The 15301-nt window shown below is 64.3% G+C and carries 17 protein-coding genes; 6 read left to right on the top strand and 11 right to left on the bottom strand.

Translation table 11 applies throughout. The features are described from left to right. Positions 1-22: 22 nt before the first annotated feature. The 4 genes from dnaN to IEW49_RS04645 all read right to left on the bottom strand — a co-directional run bounded on the left by dnaN (position 23) and on the right by IEW49_RS04645 (position 3841). Positions 23-1150, bottom strand: coding sequence for a DNA polymerase III subunit beta (dnaN, locus tag IEW49_RS04660; RefSeq protein WP_188641584.1), 1128 nt, complete (start codon positions 1148-1150; stop codon positions 23-25). A gap of 143 nt (positions 1151-1293) precedes the next feature. Next, on the bottom strand, positions 1294-2046 hold the full coding sequence (gene fabG / locus IEW49_RS04655; protein ID WP_188641583.1) for a 3-oxoacyl-[acyl-carrier-protein] reductase: 753 nt from the start codon (positions 2044-2046) through the stop codon (positions 1294-1296). Further along, positions 2046-2981, bottom strand: a complete 936-nt coding sequence (gene fabD, locus IEW49_RS04650) for an ACP S-malonyltransferase (protein WP_188641582.1) — start codon at positions 2979-2981, stop codon at positions 2046-2048. The genes fabG and fabD overlap by 1 nt, the downstream gene beginning before the upstream one ends. 23 nt (positions 2982-3004) lie before the next feature. Beyond that, positions 3005-3841 (bottom strand): LD-carboxypeptidase, encoded by an 837-nt coding sequence (locus IEW49_RS04645; protein WP_188641581.1) that lies wholly within the window; start codon positions 3839-3841, stop codon positions 3005-3007. A 58-nt stretch (positions 3842-3899) separates the two neighbouring features. On the opposite strand from IEW49_RS04645, the gene IEW49_RS04640 reads away from it, so the two are divergent. Further along, positions 3900-5324, top strand: a complete 1425-nt coding sequence (locus IEW49_RS04640; RefSeq protein ID WP_188641580.1) for a glutamate ligase domain-containing protein — start codon at positions 3900-3902, stop codon at positions 5322-5324. 6 nt (positions 5325-5330) lie between these two features. Here the strand turns inward: IEW49_RS04640 and IEW49_RS04635 are convergent, their stop codons facing one another. Further along, positions 5331-6278, bottom strand: coding sequence for a DUF808 domain-containing protein (locus IEW49_RS04635; RefSeq protein WP_188641579.1), 948 nt, complete (start codon positions 6276-6278; stop codon positions 5331-5333). A 193-nt stretch (positions 6279-6471) separates the two neighbouring features. Between IEW49_RS04635 and rpsF the strand changes: the two genes are divergently transcribed. Genes rpsF through rplI form a run of 3 tightly spaced genes read left to right on the top strand, consistent with a single transcriptional unit; the run spans position 6472 to position 7702 of the window. Beyond that, positions 6472-6825: a 30S ribosomal protein S6 gene (rpsF, locus tag IEW49_RS04630; protein ID WP_188641578.1), complete on the top strand. Its 354-nt coding sequence runs from the start codon at positions 6472-6474 to the stop codon at positions 6823-6825. Beyond that, positions 6825-7049 (top strand): 30S ribosomal protein S18, encoded by a 225-nt coding sequence (gene rpsR / locus IEW49_RS04625; RefSeq protein ID WP_188641577.1) that lies wholly within the window; start codon positions 6825-6827, stop codon positions 7047-7049. The genes rpsF and rpsR overlap by 1 nt, the downstream gene beginning before the upstream one ends. 11 nt (positions 7050-7060) lie before the next feature. Then, positions 7061-7702, top strand: a complete 642-nt coding sequence (gene rplI, locus IEW49_RS04620) for a 50S ribosomal protein L9 (protein ID WP_188641576.1) — start codon at positions 7061-7063, stop codon at positions 7700-7702. 58 nt (positions 7703-7760) lie between these two features. Here the strand turns inward: rplI and IEW49_RS04615 are convergent, their stop codons facing one another. Continuing rightward, a complete protein-coding gene (locus tag IEW49_RS04615; RefSeq protein ID WP_188641575.1) occupies positions 7761-8012 on the bottom strand; it encodes a hypothetical protein in 252 nt (83 codons plus the stop codon). A 176-nt stretch (positions 8013-8188) separates the two neighbouring features. On the opposite strand from IEW49_RS04615, the gene IEW49_RS04610 reads away from it, so the two are divergent. Together IEW49_RS04610 and IEW49_RS04605 are read left to right on the top strand one after the other, a co-directional pair. Beyond that, complete coding sequence (locus tag IEW49_RS04610) at positions 8189-9628, top strand: AMP nucleosidase (protein WP_188641574.1); 1440 nt, start codon at positions 8189-8191, stop codon at positions 9626-9628. Positions 9629-9761: 133 nt separating this feature from the next. Then, the gene (locus tag IEW49_RS04605; protein ID WP_188641573.1) at positions 9762-10358 is read left to right on the top strand and encodes a response regulator transcription factor; all 597 of its coding nucleotides are present in this window, start codon (positions 9762-9764) and stop codon (positions 10356-10358) included. Here IEW49_RS04605 and IEW49_RS04600 read toward each other — a convergent pair. From IEW49_RS04600 to IEW49_RS04580, 5 genes are all read right to left on the bottom strand, one after another. Beyond that, positions 10297-10890: a hypothetical protein gene (locus tag IEW49_RS04600; protein ID WP_188641572.1), complete on the bottom strand. Its 594-nt coding sequence runs from the start codon at positions 10888-10890 to the stop codon at positions 10297-10299. The genes IEW49_RS04605 and IEW49_RS04600 overlap by 62 nt on opposite strands. A gap of 139 nt (positions 10891-11029) precedes the next feature. After that, positions 11030-11935, bottom strand: coding sequence for a 30S ribosomal protein S6--L-glutamate ligase (rimK, locus tag IEW49_RS04595; RefSeq protein WP_188641571.1), 906 nt, complete (start codon positions 11933-11935; stop codon positions 11030-11032). Next, complete coding sequence (locus IEW49_RS04590) at positions 11932-12396, bottom strand: ATP-dependent zinc protease family protein (RefSeq protein WP_188641570.1); 465 nt, start codon at positions 12394-12396, stop codon at positions 11932-11934. The genes rimK and IEW49_RS04590 overlap by 4 nt, the downstream gene beginning before the upstream one ends. Beyond that, the gene (locus IEW49_RS04585) at positions 12393-13400 is read right to left on the bottom strand and encodes a YncE family protein (protein WP_188641569.1); all 1008 of its coding nucleotides are present in this window, start codon (positions 13398-13400) and stop codon (positions 12393-12395) included. The genes IEW49_RS04590 and IEW49_RS04585 overlap by 4 nt, the downstream gene beginning before the upstream one ends. Next, positions 13394-15259, bottom strand: coding sequence for a M2 family metallopeptidase (locus IEW49_RS04580; RefSeq protein ID WP_188641568.1), 1866 nt, complete (start codon positions 15257-15259; stop codon positions 13394-13396). The genes IEW49_RS04585 and IEW49_RS04580 overlap by 7 nt, the downstream gene beginning before the upstream one ends. Positions 15260-15301: the final 42 nt, after the last annotated feature.

Here is a 15301-nt window from a genome sequence, read left to right as displayed (position 1 = left end):
CGTCCAGAACCTTGCGGTGGCGCTACACCCGCATCGGCATAAGGACGTAGAGCGCGGGGCTGTCCTGGTCCTTGCGGATCAGCGTCGGCGCGCCAGGATCGGCGAGATGCAGTTCGACATTGTCGCTGTCGATTTGGCCGAGGATGTCCTTGAGGTAATTGGCGTTGAAGCCAATCTCGAGGCCTTCGCTCGAATAGCTCGCGGGCACTTCTTCTGCCGCGGTGCCGTTGTCGGGGCTGGTGACCGAGAGCGTGACCTTGTCGTTTTCGAGCGCCATCTTGACCGCGCGGGTCTTCTCGGTGGCGATGGTCGCGACGCGGTCGACGCCTGCGTAGAAGGTCTTCGGGTCGATCTTGAGCAGCTTGTCGTTCCCGGTCGGAATGACGCGGCTGTAATCGGGGAAGGTCCCGTCGATCAGCTTGCTGGTGAGGATCGTTCCGCCCTCTCCGCCCATCGAGAATCGCACCTTGCTCGCCGAAAGGTCGATCTGCACATCGCCGTCGAGCGATTCCTCTAGCAACTTGCGCAGTTCGCCGATCGCCTTTCGCGGGACGATCACGTCGGGCATGCCCTCGGCGCCATCGGGGCGCGGGAGGGTGAAGCGCGCGAGGCGATGGCCATCGGTCGCGGCGGCCTTGAGCACGGGGCCGTCATCGTCGGCGACGTGGAAGAAGATACCGTTGAGGTAGTAGCGCGTCTCTTCGGTCGAGATCGCGAAACGCGTGCGGTCGATCAGTTCGGCGAGCGTCTTCGCAGGCATCGCGAAGCTGGTCGGCAGGTCGCCTTCGGCGATGATCGGGAAATCGTCGCGCGGCAGCGTCGGCAGCTTGAAGCGGCTCCGCCCGGCCTTGACCGTCATTCGGCCGTCGGCGGCTTCGAGGCTGACCTGGCTGCCGTCGGGCAGCTTACGCGCGATGTCGAACAGCAGGTGCGCCGAGACGGTGATCGCGCCGGGGCTCTCCACCGAGACGGCCTGCTGGCTTTCGACCACCTGCAGGTCGAGGTCGGTCGCGGTCACCTTGATCGCGCCGTCGCCCGAGGCTTCGAGCAGGACGTTGGCGAGGATCGGGATGGTATTGCGCCGCTCGACCACCGACTGGACGTGGCTGAGGCACCGCAGAAGCGTGGCGCGTTCGATCGTGGCTTTCATGGCTAGTGCCTTACCCCTCTGGGCGCGGACAGGGCCGGAATCGCCTGCCAGCGCCGGAAAACATGGATATTACCCTTAACGGGTGAGGCCAAGCGGGCAAGTTCCCGCACCGGTTTTACGGGGAGAATTGGGGATAAAAACCCTCAACTGATCATCGCCATGCCGCCGTTCACGTGGAGCGTCTGGCCAGTGATGTAGTCCGCTTCCCTCGACGAGAGGAACGCCACCGCGCTGCCGATATCCTCGCCCTCGCCCATTCGGCCCATCGGGATGCGCTGGTTGAGCGCTTCCTTTTGGGCGTCGGGCAGAACGTCGGTCATCGGCGTGCGGATGAAGCCCGGCGCGACGCAATTGGCAGTGATCCCGCGGCTGGCGACTTCCTGCGCGAAACTCTTGGTCATTCCGGTGACCCCGGCCTTGGCCGCGGCGTAATTCATCTGCCCCGGATTACCGGTCGCGCCGACCACGCTCGTGATCGTGACGATCCGTCCGAACCGGGCCTTCATCATCGGCCGCGCGGCGGCGCGCATCAGGCGGAAGGTCGATTCGAGGTTGATCGTCATCACCTGCTCCCACTCCTCGTCCTTCATCCGCATGGCGAGGTTGTCGCGCGTGATGCCGGCATTGTTGACGAGGATGTCGAGCTTGCCGAGCGTGTCGATCGTCGCCGGGACCAGTTCCTCGACGCTCTCGCTGTTCGACAGGTCGCAGGTGATCTCGACATGGTCGCCGCCGATCTCGTCATTGAGTTCCTCGCGGAAGCTGCGCAGCTTGCCGCCGTTCGAGCCCGACAATGCGAGCCGCGCGCCCTGTCGCGCCAGCGCCTTGGCGATTTCAGAGCCGATCCCGCCGGACGCTCCGGTCACGAGCGCGGTCATTCCTTCGAGCGAAAACATTATCCGATCTCCTTCGCGAGGGCTTCGATATCGTCCATCGTCACCACCGAGGTGACGGTCACGTCGTCGACAGTGCGGCCGATCATCGGGCCGAGCACCTTGCCGCCCAGTTCGACGAAATGGGTGACGCCCGCTTCCTTCATCGCGATCACGCTTTCGCGCCAGCGGACGCGGCCGGTGACCTGGTCGACCAGCAGCTTGGCAATGCGCGGCGGATCGCCTTCGAGCGCCGCGGTGACGTTGGCGTAGAGCGGTACGCTCGGCGCACCGGGCGGGGTGAGCTCGAGTGCGCCGGCCATGGCGTCGGCGGCGGGCTGCATCAGCGAACTGTGGAACGGTGCAGAAACAGGCAGCTTCACGCCGCGCTTGATCCCGTGGTCCTTCGCCATGGCGATCGCGCGCTCTATCGCCTCGGCATGGCCCGAGAGTACGACCTGACCCGGATCGTTGTCGTTCGCGAGTTCGCATACCTGGCCTTCGGCGGCGGCTTCGGCGAGCTTTTCGCCCTTCTCCATGTCAGCGCCGAGCAGCGCGCACATCGCGCCTTCGCCCACTGGCACCGCTTCCTGCATCGACTGCCCGCGCAGGCGGAGCAGGCGCGCCGTTTCGTCAAGCCGGAACGCGCCCGCGCCCGCCAGTGCCGAATATTCGCCGAGCGAATGACCCGCGACGCAATTGGCCTTGTCGGCGAGCTTGAGCCCGCCATCCTCGAGCACGCGCAGAACGGCGAGCGAATGCGCCATGATCGCGGGCTGGGCGTTGGCAGTCAGCGTCAGGTCGTCGGCCGGACCGTTCGTCATCAGTGCGAACAGCTTCTGGCTCAACGCGTCGTCGACTTCCTCGAACGTCTGGCGCGCCACGGCGCTGGCTTCGGCCAGTTCGGCGCCCATGCCGACCTTCTGGCTGCCCTGGCCGGGAAATACGAATGCAATCATGGTAACTCCTCTCGTCGCGCCGCCTATGCCTGCACGTCGCGCCCCGCAAGTCCGAAGGGCACGATCCTGTTGGCGGCATCGTGGCCGATATCGGCCCGCCCGAGATAGGGGATGCCGGTGCGTTCGCACCAGTCACGCGCGATATCCTCCTCGCCGCTGCCGAACGGACGGTCGTTTGCGGGCACTTGCGAAATGCGACCGAGCCGCAGCCCCGCAATCCCGCGAAGGTGCTCGGTAACGTGGAACATCAGCCGGTCGACCGCATAGAGATGCTCGCCGACCTCTTCGACCATCACCACGTGATCGGTCAGGTCGGGCGTGAACTCGGTGCCGACCAGCATCGCCAGCGTCATCAGGTTGAACGCGGCGACCGGGCGCTCGTCGAGCGACGGTTCGAGATCGCCGGCGCGCCCCGTTCCGGTCAGGTAACGAAGCACACGGCGCACTGCCTCCTCGCCGCCCTCGCGCTTGATATCGCCCACCAGCGGGCCGTGCACCGGCACGCCGATCCCGGCTTTGTAAAGCGCACCCAGCAAGGTGCCGGTGTCGGAATAGCCCAGGAATTTCTTGTGCTTCGCCGCCGCGCCAAGCCCGGCAATCGCGTCGCGCGCAATCCGGTTCGCGCCATAGCCGCCCATGCCGAACCACACCGCGTCGATCTGCGGATCGTTCGCCACCTGGAGAAACGCTTCGAGACGTGTGTCGTCGTCGCCGGCAAAGTGCCCCTCTTCGTGAAAGCACTGTTCGGCGAAGACGAGTTCCACGTCCGGAAATTCGGCCTTCGCGAGCGTGGCGACTTTTTCCGCGCGCTCGCGGCGCAGGCGCTTGCCGGGACAGCAGATGGCGATCCGCGTGGTCATGCCCAAGCCTCTAACATCCGCTTCACAAAGCGCCACTCCCCGCATAGGCGTTTTGCCCATGACCGATTTCCCCTCCCCCGACGAACTGTTCGCCCGCCCGTTCTTTTTTTGCGGAATCGGCGGATCGGGCATGCTGCCGCTGGCGCAGATCCTGAAAGGCCGCGGGTGCGTGGTGGGCGGCTCGGATCGCAGTTTCGACCAGGGCCGCACGCCGGAGAAATTCGCCGCACTCGAGCGGCAGGGTTTCGATCTCCGCCCGCAGGACGGCAGCGGTATCGTGAGCGCGGACCAGGTGCTGGTCGCCTCTGCCGCGATCGAGGACACGGTCCCCGAAATTCGGCGCGCCACCGAGCTCGACCTGCTGCGGCTGACCCGCGCCGAACTCAACTCGATCCTGTTCAACACGAGCGGTGCCGGGATCGGGATTGCCGGGACCAGCGGCAAGTCGACCGTCACCGCGATGCTGGGCTGGATCCTCCACGCGGTGGGGCGCGACCCGACCATCATGAACGGCGCGGTGATGAAGAACTTCGTCTCGGACGAGCGCCCCTACGCCAGCGCGGCGGTCGGCGGTCAGTCGCTCTATGTGAGCGAAGTCGACGAGAGCGACGGCTCGATCGCGCTTTATCGCCCGGCGGTGGGGGTGCTGCTCAACGTCTCGCTCGACCACAAGTCGATGGACGAATTGCGCGCATTGTTCGGCGACTATCTCGAGCGCAGCCGGATCGCGGTAATCAACGCCGACGACGAGGAATCGCTCGCCTTGCTGCCGCGCGCGTCAGAGGCGATCACCTTCGGCATCGATCAGACGCGGGCGCAGATCGGCATCGATGCCGGATCGCGGGCAGAAAGCCCGACCCGCCAGGCGGCGATGGTCGTGGATCGCCATGATGGCAGCACGCATGCCCTGCGACTCGCCATGCCCGGGCGTCACAACCTGTCGAATGCGCTGGCCGCGATCGCGGGCGCGGCGGCGACCGGGGTGCCGGTCGCTGCTTCGGTCGAGGCGCTGGGCGATTTCACCGGCCTCGCGCGACGTTTCGATATCGTCGGGACCAGCGAATCGGGCGTGATCGTGATCGACGATTTCGGCCACAATCCGGAGAAATGCGCGGCCACATTGCGCACGCTCAAGGCCCATCCGGGGCGCGTGATCGCGTTCTTCCAGCCCCATGGCTACGGGCCGCTCAGGCAGATGGGGCACGAGCTCGCCGAGACTTTCGCCCGCGAACTGGACAGCGACGACGTCGCGATCTTCTCCGACCCGGTCTATTTCGGCGGCACGACCGACCGCAGCGAAGGCAGCGAACGGATCGTCGCGATGATCGAGCAAGTCGGCGGTTCGGCCGAACACATCGCGAGCCGCGAGCAATGCGGCGAACGGATCGTCGAACTCGCCCGTCCCGGCGACCGGGTCGTGGTGATGGGCGCGCGCGACGATACGCTCAGCGAATTCGCGAAAGGTGTGCTTGCGCGGCTCTGACGACCGTCAATGCGCCCCGTCGCTGCCGACCCTGAACACCTTGTGCAGCACCACGGCCACCACCGCCCCCACGCCCAGCGCCGCCAGCGCCGAATAGGCGGCATAAGTCGCCCATCCGAGGATGCCCGACAGCGCGCCGGTCATGTCCTCAACAGCATGCTGGATACCGTGACCGATCTCGGCCGGGGCATGCCAGCCCAACTCCTCGAGCCCGTGGAGCAGGATTCCGCCGCCGACCCACAGCATCGCGATGGTGCCGATGAAGGAAAGCGCGGTCAGCAATTTAGGCATCGCATGAACGAGGAAATCGCCGAATTTCTGCGCACCGGCGCCGGGCTTTTCCGCGAGGTGCAGACCGATATCGTCCATCTTCACGATCAGTGCGACCGTGCCGTAAACCGCCACCGTCACCGCGATCCCGACGAGCGCCAGGACGACAGCGCGGGTGAAGAGCGTATCGGCGGCGACCTCGTTGAGCGTGATCGCCATGATCTCCGCCGAAAGGATCAAGTCGGTTCGGATGGCCCCTGCAGTCCTTTCCTTCTCGAACTTGGCCAGGTCCTCGATCGGGTCTTCGAGCGTGTCGCCGTGCTTCTTCCCGCCGAGCTTCTCCATCACCTTCTCGGCACCTTCGTAGGACAGGTACAGACCGCCAAGCATCAGGATCGGGATGATCGCCCAGGGCAGGAACTCGCTCAGCAACAATGCGCCGGGCAGCAGGAAGATCAGCTTGTTCTTGAAACTGCCCTTGGTGATGTTCCAGATCAGCGGGAGTTCGCGATCGGGGGTGAGGCCGGTGACGTAGGACGGAGTCACCGCCGCGTCGTCGATCACCACGCCCGCGGTCTTCGAGCCTGCACGTCCCGCCGCCACCGCGACATCGTCCACCGAAGCCGCCGCCGCGCGCGCGATCACCGCGACATCGTCGAGCAGGGCCGTCAAACCACCGGGCATTCGTTTCTCCCTCTTTGCGCGATCGCATTGCTGTCTCGCGCTGCCGCTGGCAAGCCCGCTTCGCGCTTGCATTATTCGCCGATCGCGCTATGTGCGCCGCTTCCCAGCACAGCCGGGAAATCCAAGAAAGCCGGAGGGGCCCCGCAATCCCGCGGATCAGCCAGCGATCGGCATTGAAGTGAAAGGAAGATGCATGGCTCTTTACGAGCACGTGTTTCTTGCGCGCCAGGACCTGAGTCAGTCTCAGGTCGACGCCTTGGCCGCGCAAGCCACCGAAATCGTCGAGAAGAACGACGGCAAGGTCACCAAGACGGAGACCTGGGGCCTCAAGAATCTCGCCTACAAGATCGACCGCAACCGCAAGGCGCATTTCGTCATGCTCAACATCGACGGACCGGGTTCGGTCGTCGCCGAGCTCGAGCGCCAGACCCGCATCAACGAAGACGTCCTGCGCTTCCTGACCATCCGCGTCGAAGAGCACGAAGAAGGCCCGTCGGTCATGATGCGCAAGAACGACCGCGATCGCAAACGCCGGGGAGACAGCTGATGGCCCGTCCGTTTTTCCGCCGCCGCAAGTCGTGCCCTTTCTCGGGCAAGGATGCACCCGCCATCGATTACAAGGACGTGCGCCTGCTCCAGGGCTTCATGTCCGAACGCGGCAAGATCGTGCCTTCGCGCATCACCGCCGTTTCCGCCAAGAAGCAGCGTGAACTCGCCAAGGCGATCAAGCGTGCGCGTCACCTGGGCCTGCTGCCCTACATCGTGAAGTAAGGAGAGAGCACATGGATATCATTCTCCTCCAGCGGATCGAGAAGCTCGGCACCATCGGCGACGTCGTGACCGTCAAGGACGGCTACGCGCGCAACTACCTGCTGCCGAACAAGAAGGCGCTGCGCGCCAACGAGGCCAACAAGAAGGTCTTCGAAGCCAACCGCGAGCGTCTCGAGAAAGAGAACGCCGAGCGTCGCACCGAAGCCGAGAAGGCGGGCGAAAAGATCGACGGTACCGAGATCGTCCTGATCCGTGCCTCGTCGAACTCGGGCCAGCTCTACGGTTCGGTCAACGTGCGCGATATCGTCGCCGGCCTCGAGGAAAAGGGCCACGAGATCGACAAGAAGCAGGTCATCATGGGCAACCCGATCAAGACGATCGGCATGCATGACGTGCGCATCGACCTCCACCCCGAAGTCTCGATCACGGTCAAGGCCAACGTCGCCCGTTCGGACGACGAAGCCGAACTCCAGGCGCAGGGCGTCGACGTGATGGCGCAGATGTTCGAAGAGGACAACGTTCCGTCGGACTTCACCGAGGAACGCGATCCCAACGCCGAACCCGGCGAGATCCCGGCCGAAATGCTCGAAGAGGGTGTGGATTCGGCCGAGGGCGAAGAAGCCGAAGCCACGGACGAAACGACCGAAGGCTGATCGCTTTCGATCAAGCAACGACAAGGGGGCGCGGTTCGCTAGGGACCGCGCCCCTTTTTCATGGTGCTCGCGAAAGCAACCAATCGGTCCTCACCCGGTCGAGAAAGATCGGGCCGGCCTCGTCCAGCTGGCGGCGGGCGACCGCGTCGAATTCCGGCGCCGACGCCAGGCGCTCCCGCGTGATTTCCGACGCATCGACCAGCAGGTCGCGCGCCTCTTCCAGTTGCCCCAGCCTTATCAGCACGCTGGCCGCTTCGCCCATGGTCCGGATACCGACCTGCGATTGCGGATCGTTGTAACGGACCAGCAACAGGGCCCCGCGGTACCAGCCGAGACCTCGATCGCATTCCCACCTTGTAATTCGAAAATCGGGTGCGGCAATCGGTCGGATTCGGACAGTGACCAGATGCCGCCCGGACTTGGGGAAGCGACCGGAAGGCATGCCCTCCCTTTGCTTTGTAACATTGCTATGGCTATCAGCCCGCGATGCAAAAGACGAAAAAGATCATCGAAGACCTGCAGCGGCTCTACGACGAAGCCGTCGCCACCCTTCAGGCCGATATTGCCGCGTTTGCCAAGGACGGCACGATCCCGCCCGATAGCCGGCGGCAGGAAAGCGCCTGGTGCTATCCCGAATTGCGTCTGCGCTATCGCGGGGGCGAGGCCGCCGGCGGGTTCGGACGCAGCTTCGGGCGGCTCAACGAGGCCGGTATCTATGCCACCACGATCACCAAGCCGACGCTGTTCGCAGCCTATCTCGAAGAGCAGCTGAGCCTGCTGAGCGCCGATTACGACGTCGAGATCTCGGTGGGACGGTCTACCCAGGAGATTCCCTTCCCCTACGTGCTCGATGGTGCGGCAGGCGCGGCGATGGCTTCGGTCAGCCCGAACGACCTCGCGCGCCATTTCCCCTCGACCGAGCTCGCCGATATCGGCGACGAACTGGCCGACGGCTACGACCTGCAGGATCCCGAATTTCCCAAGCCGCTGTCGCTGTTCGACGGACTGCGGACCGATTTCAGCCTCGCGCGGCTGGCCCATTATACCGGCACCAGCACAGAGCATTTCCAGCGCTTCATCCTGTTCACCAATTACCACCGCTACGTCGACGAATTCGTCGACTGGGCGGGCGCCCAGCTCGGGAAGAACGGTTATCAGGCGCTCCACGGCGCGGGCGGGCTGCACCTGTCCGAACCGGTCGAGCACGCACGGAACCGCCTGTCGGACACCGCCTGGCGGCGCCACCAGATGCCTGCCTACCACCTCGTCGGCGAGGACCGCGGCGGGATCACGCTGGTCAATATCGGTGTCGGTCCGTCGAACGCGAAGACGATCTGCGACCATCTCGCCGTGCTGCGCCCCGAAGCCTGGCTCATGATCGGACATTGCGGCGGCCTGCGCCCGAGCCAGAAGATCGGCGACTACGTGCTCGCCCACGCCTATTTGCGCGACGACCATGTTCTCGACCCGGTGTTGCCGCCCGAAATCCCCCTCCCCGCGATCGCCGAGGTGCAACAGGCGCTGGCCACCGCGGCGGAGGAAGTCTCGGGCGAGCATGGCAGCGATTTGAAGAAGCGAATGCGCACCGGCACCGTCGTCACCACCGACGATCGCAACTGGGAGCTGCGCTACACCAGTTCGGCGCGTCGCCTGTCACTCAGCCGCGCAGTCGGGATCGACATGGAAAGTGCCACGATCAGCGCGCAGGGCTATCGCTTCCGCGTCCCCTACGGCACGCTGCTATGCGTCAGTGACAAGCCGCTCCACGGCGAGATCAAGTTGCCGGGCCAGGCCAACAAGTTCTACGAGGAGGCGATCGCAGCGCACCTCCAGATCGGGGTCCGCACCTGCCAGCTACTTCGCGCCGAGGGCCCGCGACTGCATTCGCGCAAGCTGCGCGCGTTCAACGAACCGCCCTTCCGCTGACCCGCACGGCACGGTCATACGCGTTGTCCAACCTGCCTGTCCCTTGACCGGTTTACGCGTTAGCACCTAGTTGTTCGGGGCTGTCGCATAGGGGAAACTGCAGGTCTTGGGTAACCCGTCAGGTCGCAATTACATGCAAGTACACGTCATCGATCCCGATGCTGCAAGGCGCGCGGAAATCTCGCGCCTGATACTGCAGAACGGACAACACGTCGAAATCTATGAAAATACCGATGAGTTCCTCTCCTGGCGCGCGCGCAGCGGGTACGTACTCGCGTTCGAGGGCGGCGAATTCCGACCGCTTGCGCGATTGAACGAGGCAGGCGATTCGGCATATGCAACGCTGCCGGTGGCGATGTATTCGGACGAACCCGAGGTCGAACGCGTGATCGAGGCAATGCTGTCGGGTGCGGTCGGCTACCTCGAATGGCCGCAAAGTTCTGACAGCTTCGAGCGGGCGCTACGAGATATCACGAAGCGCGCCGAAGTGCGCCGCGCCAAGTTCGAACGGATCGAGAAAGCCCAGTCTTTGGTTCGCGGGCTTTCGAGCCGCGAATCCGAAGTGCTGGCAAGCCTGACCAACGGCCTGTCGAACAAGGAAATCGCACGCAATCTCGGCATCAGCCCGCGCACGGTCGAGATCCACCGCGCCAACATGTTCTCCAAGATCAATGCGAACTCGACGGCGGATGCGGTTCGGACCGGCGTGTATGCCGGTCTTGACGGCTGACATCGGTTTCGATTTCATCGGCCCGATCCGCCATCGCCATCACGCATCGCGTCCAGCCAAGCACGATGGCACGGGGAAACACGTCGTTCGCCGCCCCGACGGCATCGAAAACGGGCGCGTGGACCTCCAGCTTGAGCGTCCCGTCGGGTTTGGCAATCACCAGCTTTAGCGACGGGTTCAGCAGTTCGATCGAGGCCTTGTAGAGGTCGCTCGCGCGCAGGAATTCGTCATATTCCGCCTCGGACGCCTCGGATGCGAATATATCCCCGAGCGCAGCCGGGGCGAGGCGCGACAGCGTATGGGCGCTGCGCAAGTAGCGCTCTTGATGCGTCGGCTCGTCATCCGCTGCGGCGCGATCATGCAGGCGCGCGATTGCCGCGATCCAGCTTTGCGGGTCGAGCGGCTCCTCCAATTGATCCATCGGCAACTCGTAATCCGAGCAGTGAAGCCGGACCCCTCCCGGTATTGGCCAATGCTGCCATCCGTCGCCCTGCGAACCTGTTGATCGTTCTATGAGGGACAGCGCGACCAATTCATGAAATTCCCCCGGAAATTGGAGTTAGCATCGGGATTTACGGTTGTCGAACCCAATTGTTCGGTTCCATAGGGCGAACCATTTGTAATCGAGAGGGAAACCAGCCCGGTCGACATCCTGAGCGAGTGGTAGGAGGTCAGCCCTGCCCCTTCGTCTTCGTCTTCCCGATCTTCGCGTTCTTCTCGATATAGTCGATGATCATGCCCGCGACGTCCTTGCCGGTGGCGTTCTCGATCCCTTCGAGTCCCGGCGAGGAATTCACCTCCATGATCACCGGGCCATGGTTGCTGCGCAGCATGTCCACGCCGCAAACGTTGAGGCCCATGCGTTTCGCCGCGCGAACTGCGGTGCTGCGTTCCTCGGGCGTGATCTTGATCAGTTGCGCGCTGCCGCCGCGGTGGAGGTTGGAGCGGAAATCGTCGGGTGCGCCCGTGCGCTTCATCGCGGCAACGACCTTCCCGCCGATCACCAGCGCGCGGATATCGGTGCCGCCCGCTTCCTTGATGAATTCCTGCACGAGGATATTGACGTTGGCGCCGCGGAACGCCTCGATCACAGACTTGGCCGACGACATCGTCTCCGCAAGCACCACGCCGATGCCCTGAGTGCCTTCGAGCAGCTTGATCACCACCGGCGGTCCCTTGACCGCCTTGATGATCTCCTCGGCCTGCTTGGGATCGTTGGCATAGGCGGTAAGCGGCAGGCCGAGTCCGTACTTGGCGAGGATCTGCATGCTGCGCAGCTTGTCGCGGCTACGCCCGATCGCGACGCTTTCATTGAGCGGCCAGCAGCCGCGCATCTCGAACTGGCGCAGGATCGCGAGGCCGTAATTGGTCACCGACGCGCCGATGCGCGGGATGATCGCATCATAGCCGATGCACGGCTCGCCGTTGTAATAGACCTCGGGTCGATGGCTCGCGATGTGCACCGTGCAGCGGGTCGTATTGAGGATATCGAGCGAATGTCCACGCGCTTCCGCCGCCTCGACGAGGCGTTGGTGCGAATAGAGCTTGGGATTCCGGGCAAGCATCGCAATCTTCATGGTTTATGCCCTTTCACCGCTTCGCGGCCGTCTGTCTGCAACCAGGAATGCCCACTGTCGACGACGAAGCGCCGACGCAAGGAGGATCGCCCGATCAGCATCGGAAATTTCATGTCCGAGCGGTCGGCGAGGCTGATCTCTGCCCGGAATTCGAGATCGCCGATCCGTAGCGGCGACTTGATCACGTAGCGCCGCTGTTTCTCGCCGTTCGAACTGGTGATGCCGCGAATGTCGACATGCACCGCCTCGCAAATCTGGCGCACTTTTTGCTCGGGAAATTCGACGCTGAAACGAACGTATTTTTCTCCGTCCCGTTCGAATTCCTCGACCACTTGGCCGTGGAGCGAGGAAGTTCGCGCGCCGGTGTCGATCTTGGCGGGAACCTCGTGCAGGCCGAGTTCGGGCAGGTGCACCAGCTCGCGCCAGCCCACCACGGGCAGCTCCTTGCGGCGTTTGCTCATTCGACGATCGCGATCCCGTCGCCACCGCCCTCGCCCGGAAGCCGGCGCAGCACGTCGCCGCTGGCGAAATCGATCTCGGCGATCGTGTTGCTCATCGTTTCGGCGGCATAGATGCGCTCGCCGTCGGGCGACCACAGCACGGTGACCTGCGTGCGCGCCTCGGCCTCGGCCGGGCTCGACACCGGGATGGTGCGGACCGGTTCGAAAGTGTCGAGGTCGATTACCGTCAGCGATCCGTCCATCAGGTTCGAAGTCACCGCGTAGTCGCCCTGCGGCCGGGTGACGATGCGCAGCGCGAACCGTCCGGTCGGGATGGTCTTGCGCACTTCGAGCGTCTGCGGGTCGATCGCATAGGCCTCGTTCGAACCGCGCGCCGAGACGTAGAGCGTCGCTCCGTCGCTCGACAGCGCGATGCCTTCCGGCTCCTCGCCGACCTCGACCGACAGGGGCGCGCGGCGCGTACGCAAATCGATTCGCGTGACCGTTTTCGAACCCAGGTCGGTGGTCCAGGCATGGCGCCCATCGGGCGCGACCGCGAGCATGTGCGTGCCGCGCTGGCCGCTGGCATATTCGAACGTCTCCGCCGCTCCCAGCGGGTCCTTGATCCAGTAGATCGACTGGCGGCCCTCGGCGGTCGCATAGAGATCGCCATTGGCGTGCCAGACGATCCCGTGCGGACGCGCGCCCTCGCCCAGTTCGATGCTCTTCACCTTGGCGAGATCGGAAGTGCGGAAGATATCGACCGTGCGTCCGCCATAGCAGGCGAGCGCGACATACCGCTCATCCGGCGAGGTCGCGAGCTCGTGCGGGTTGACACAGCTGGCCACCCGCGCGGTCTCCTCGCCGGAGGCAAGGTCGATCCGCGCGAGCGTGTTGCCGAACTTGCCCGCGACGAACAGCGCGCCGCCCACATCCGAGGCGCCGGACGCGCGCGTCTCTTCCCCGGCGATGGGCGCACAGCCCAAGAGGGCGAGCGCGACGAGCGGCAGGAGCGACCTCACCATCCGGTCGGCTTGCCTTCGTTCTGCTCGTCGAGCCATGCCTTGAGCGGGGCGAAATACTCCATCATCGCCTTGCCGCTCATCTGGCGTTCGCCGGTGAACTCCTCGAGCGCGTCTGCCCACGGCTTCGATCCGCCGAGTTCGAGCATGGCGTTCAATTTCTCGCCCACTTCCTCGTTGCCGTAGAACGAGCAACGGTGGAGCGGCCCGTCCCAGCCCGCCTGGTCGCAGGCGGCCTTGTAGAACTGGAACTGCAGCAACCGTGCGAGGAAGTAGCGGGTGTAGGAGACGTTGCCCGGGATGTGGTACTTCGCACCCGGATCGAAGGCATCGGCGGGGCGATCGACCGGCGGGGTGATGCCTTGGTATTCGCGCTTCAGACCGTGCCACGCCGAATTGTATTCGGCGGGCGTGATCGAGCCGTCGAACACGCCCCAGCGCCAGCGATCGACCAGCAGGCCGAACGGCAGGAACGCGACCTTGTCCATCGCCTGACGCAGCAGCAGGCCGATATCCTTGTCGGCACTGGGCACCTGGTCACGATCGAGCATCCCGATCTGGACGAGGTATTCGGGCGTGATCGATAGCGCGATCATGTCGCCGATCGCCTCGTGAAACCCGTCGTTCGCGCCGGACAGGTAGAGGTAGGACTGGTCCTTGTAGGCGCGCTGGTAATAATTGTGGCCGAGCTCGTGGTGGATGGTGATGAAATCGTCCGCATTGCGCTTGATGCACATCTTGATGCGGATGTCGTCCTTGTTGTCGAGGTCCCAGGCCGAAGCATGGCACACGACCTCGCGGTCTTCGGGCTTGGTGAACTGGCTGCGCTCCCAGAAGGTCCCGGGCAGCGGATCGAAGCCGAGCGAGGAGAAGAAATCCTCACCCACCTTCACCATCCCGCGTTCGTCGAGGCCCTTTTCCGCAATCAGTTCGGTCAGGTCGTAGCCCAGATCTCCCGATCCCTCGGGCGCGACCAGCGGGTAGACATTGCCCCATTCCTGCGCCCACATATTGCCGAGCAGGTCGGCACGGATCGGCCCGGTCTTGGGCTGGATCGCATCGCCATAGTGCTCGTTCAATTTCCAGCGGACATAGGTGTGCAGGCTTTCATAGAGCGGCTTCACTTCCTGCCACATCCGCTCGGTCTCGGCGGCGAATTCCTCGGGTGTCATGTCATAGCCCGAGCGCCACATAGCACCGACGTCGCTGAAGCCCAGTTCCTGCGCGCCGGCATTCGAGATTCCGACTAGTTCGCGATATTCGTCCTTCATCGGCGCACCGACATTGGTGTGCCAGCTGGCCCACATTTCGGCATATTCAGCGGGCGTGCGATCGAGATTGCCCATTTCGGCCTCGATGTCCGAGCCGCTGATCGGTTCGCCGTTGAGCGTGCCCTTGCCCGCGCCGTATTGCGAGTTGAGGCTGACGGCGAGCTGCGCAGCCCGTTCCGCCGCGCCCGGTGTGGTGGGCGCCGGCAGGTTCACCGAGGTACGCAGGATATCGAGCTTGCGAGCGACGTCGGGCGCGAGTCCGGCCACTTCGGCATATTTCGCAGCTTCGAGGGCGTAGCGCACCGTCTTCTCGGTGCTCACCGCACCGATCTTGGCGGCCAGTTCGTTGGTGTCGTGGGTGATGTAGGTCGCGTTGATCCAGTCGATCCGCGCGGCCTCGACCGAATGGTCGAACAGGTCCGCCTCGACCATCGCGACCCACTTCGCCGCGCCTTCGGGCGTCAGCGGGTACTCGCGCGCCTCATCCTGCGCGGCCACCGGCGCGCTGGCAGGGGCTTCGGCATTGGCGGTACTACAGGCGGCGAGCCCCAGCGCGAGCGGCGCGATGGCGGCGGCGGTACGGAATTTCATGAAACGGCATCCTCTCGATTTTGCGTTGCGCGAAGTCTGGAC

Origin of the sequence: Pseudoblastomonas marina (assembly GCF_014641655.1) — a bacterium.
In the GTDB taxonomy this organism is placed as follows: domain Bacteria; phylum Pseudomonadota; class Alphaproteobacteria; order Sphingomonadales; family Sphingomonadaceae; genus Alteriqipengyuania_A; species Alteriqipengyuania_A marina.
Note: the sequence above shows the minus strand (reverse complement) of the source record. Positions and strands in the feature narration are given on the sequence as shown.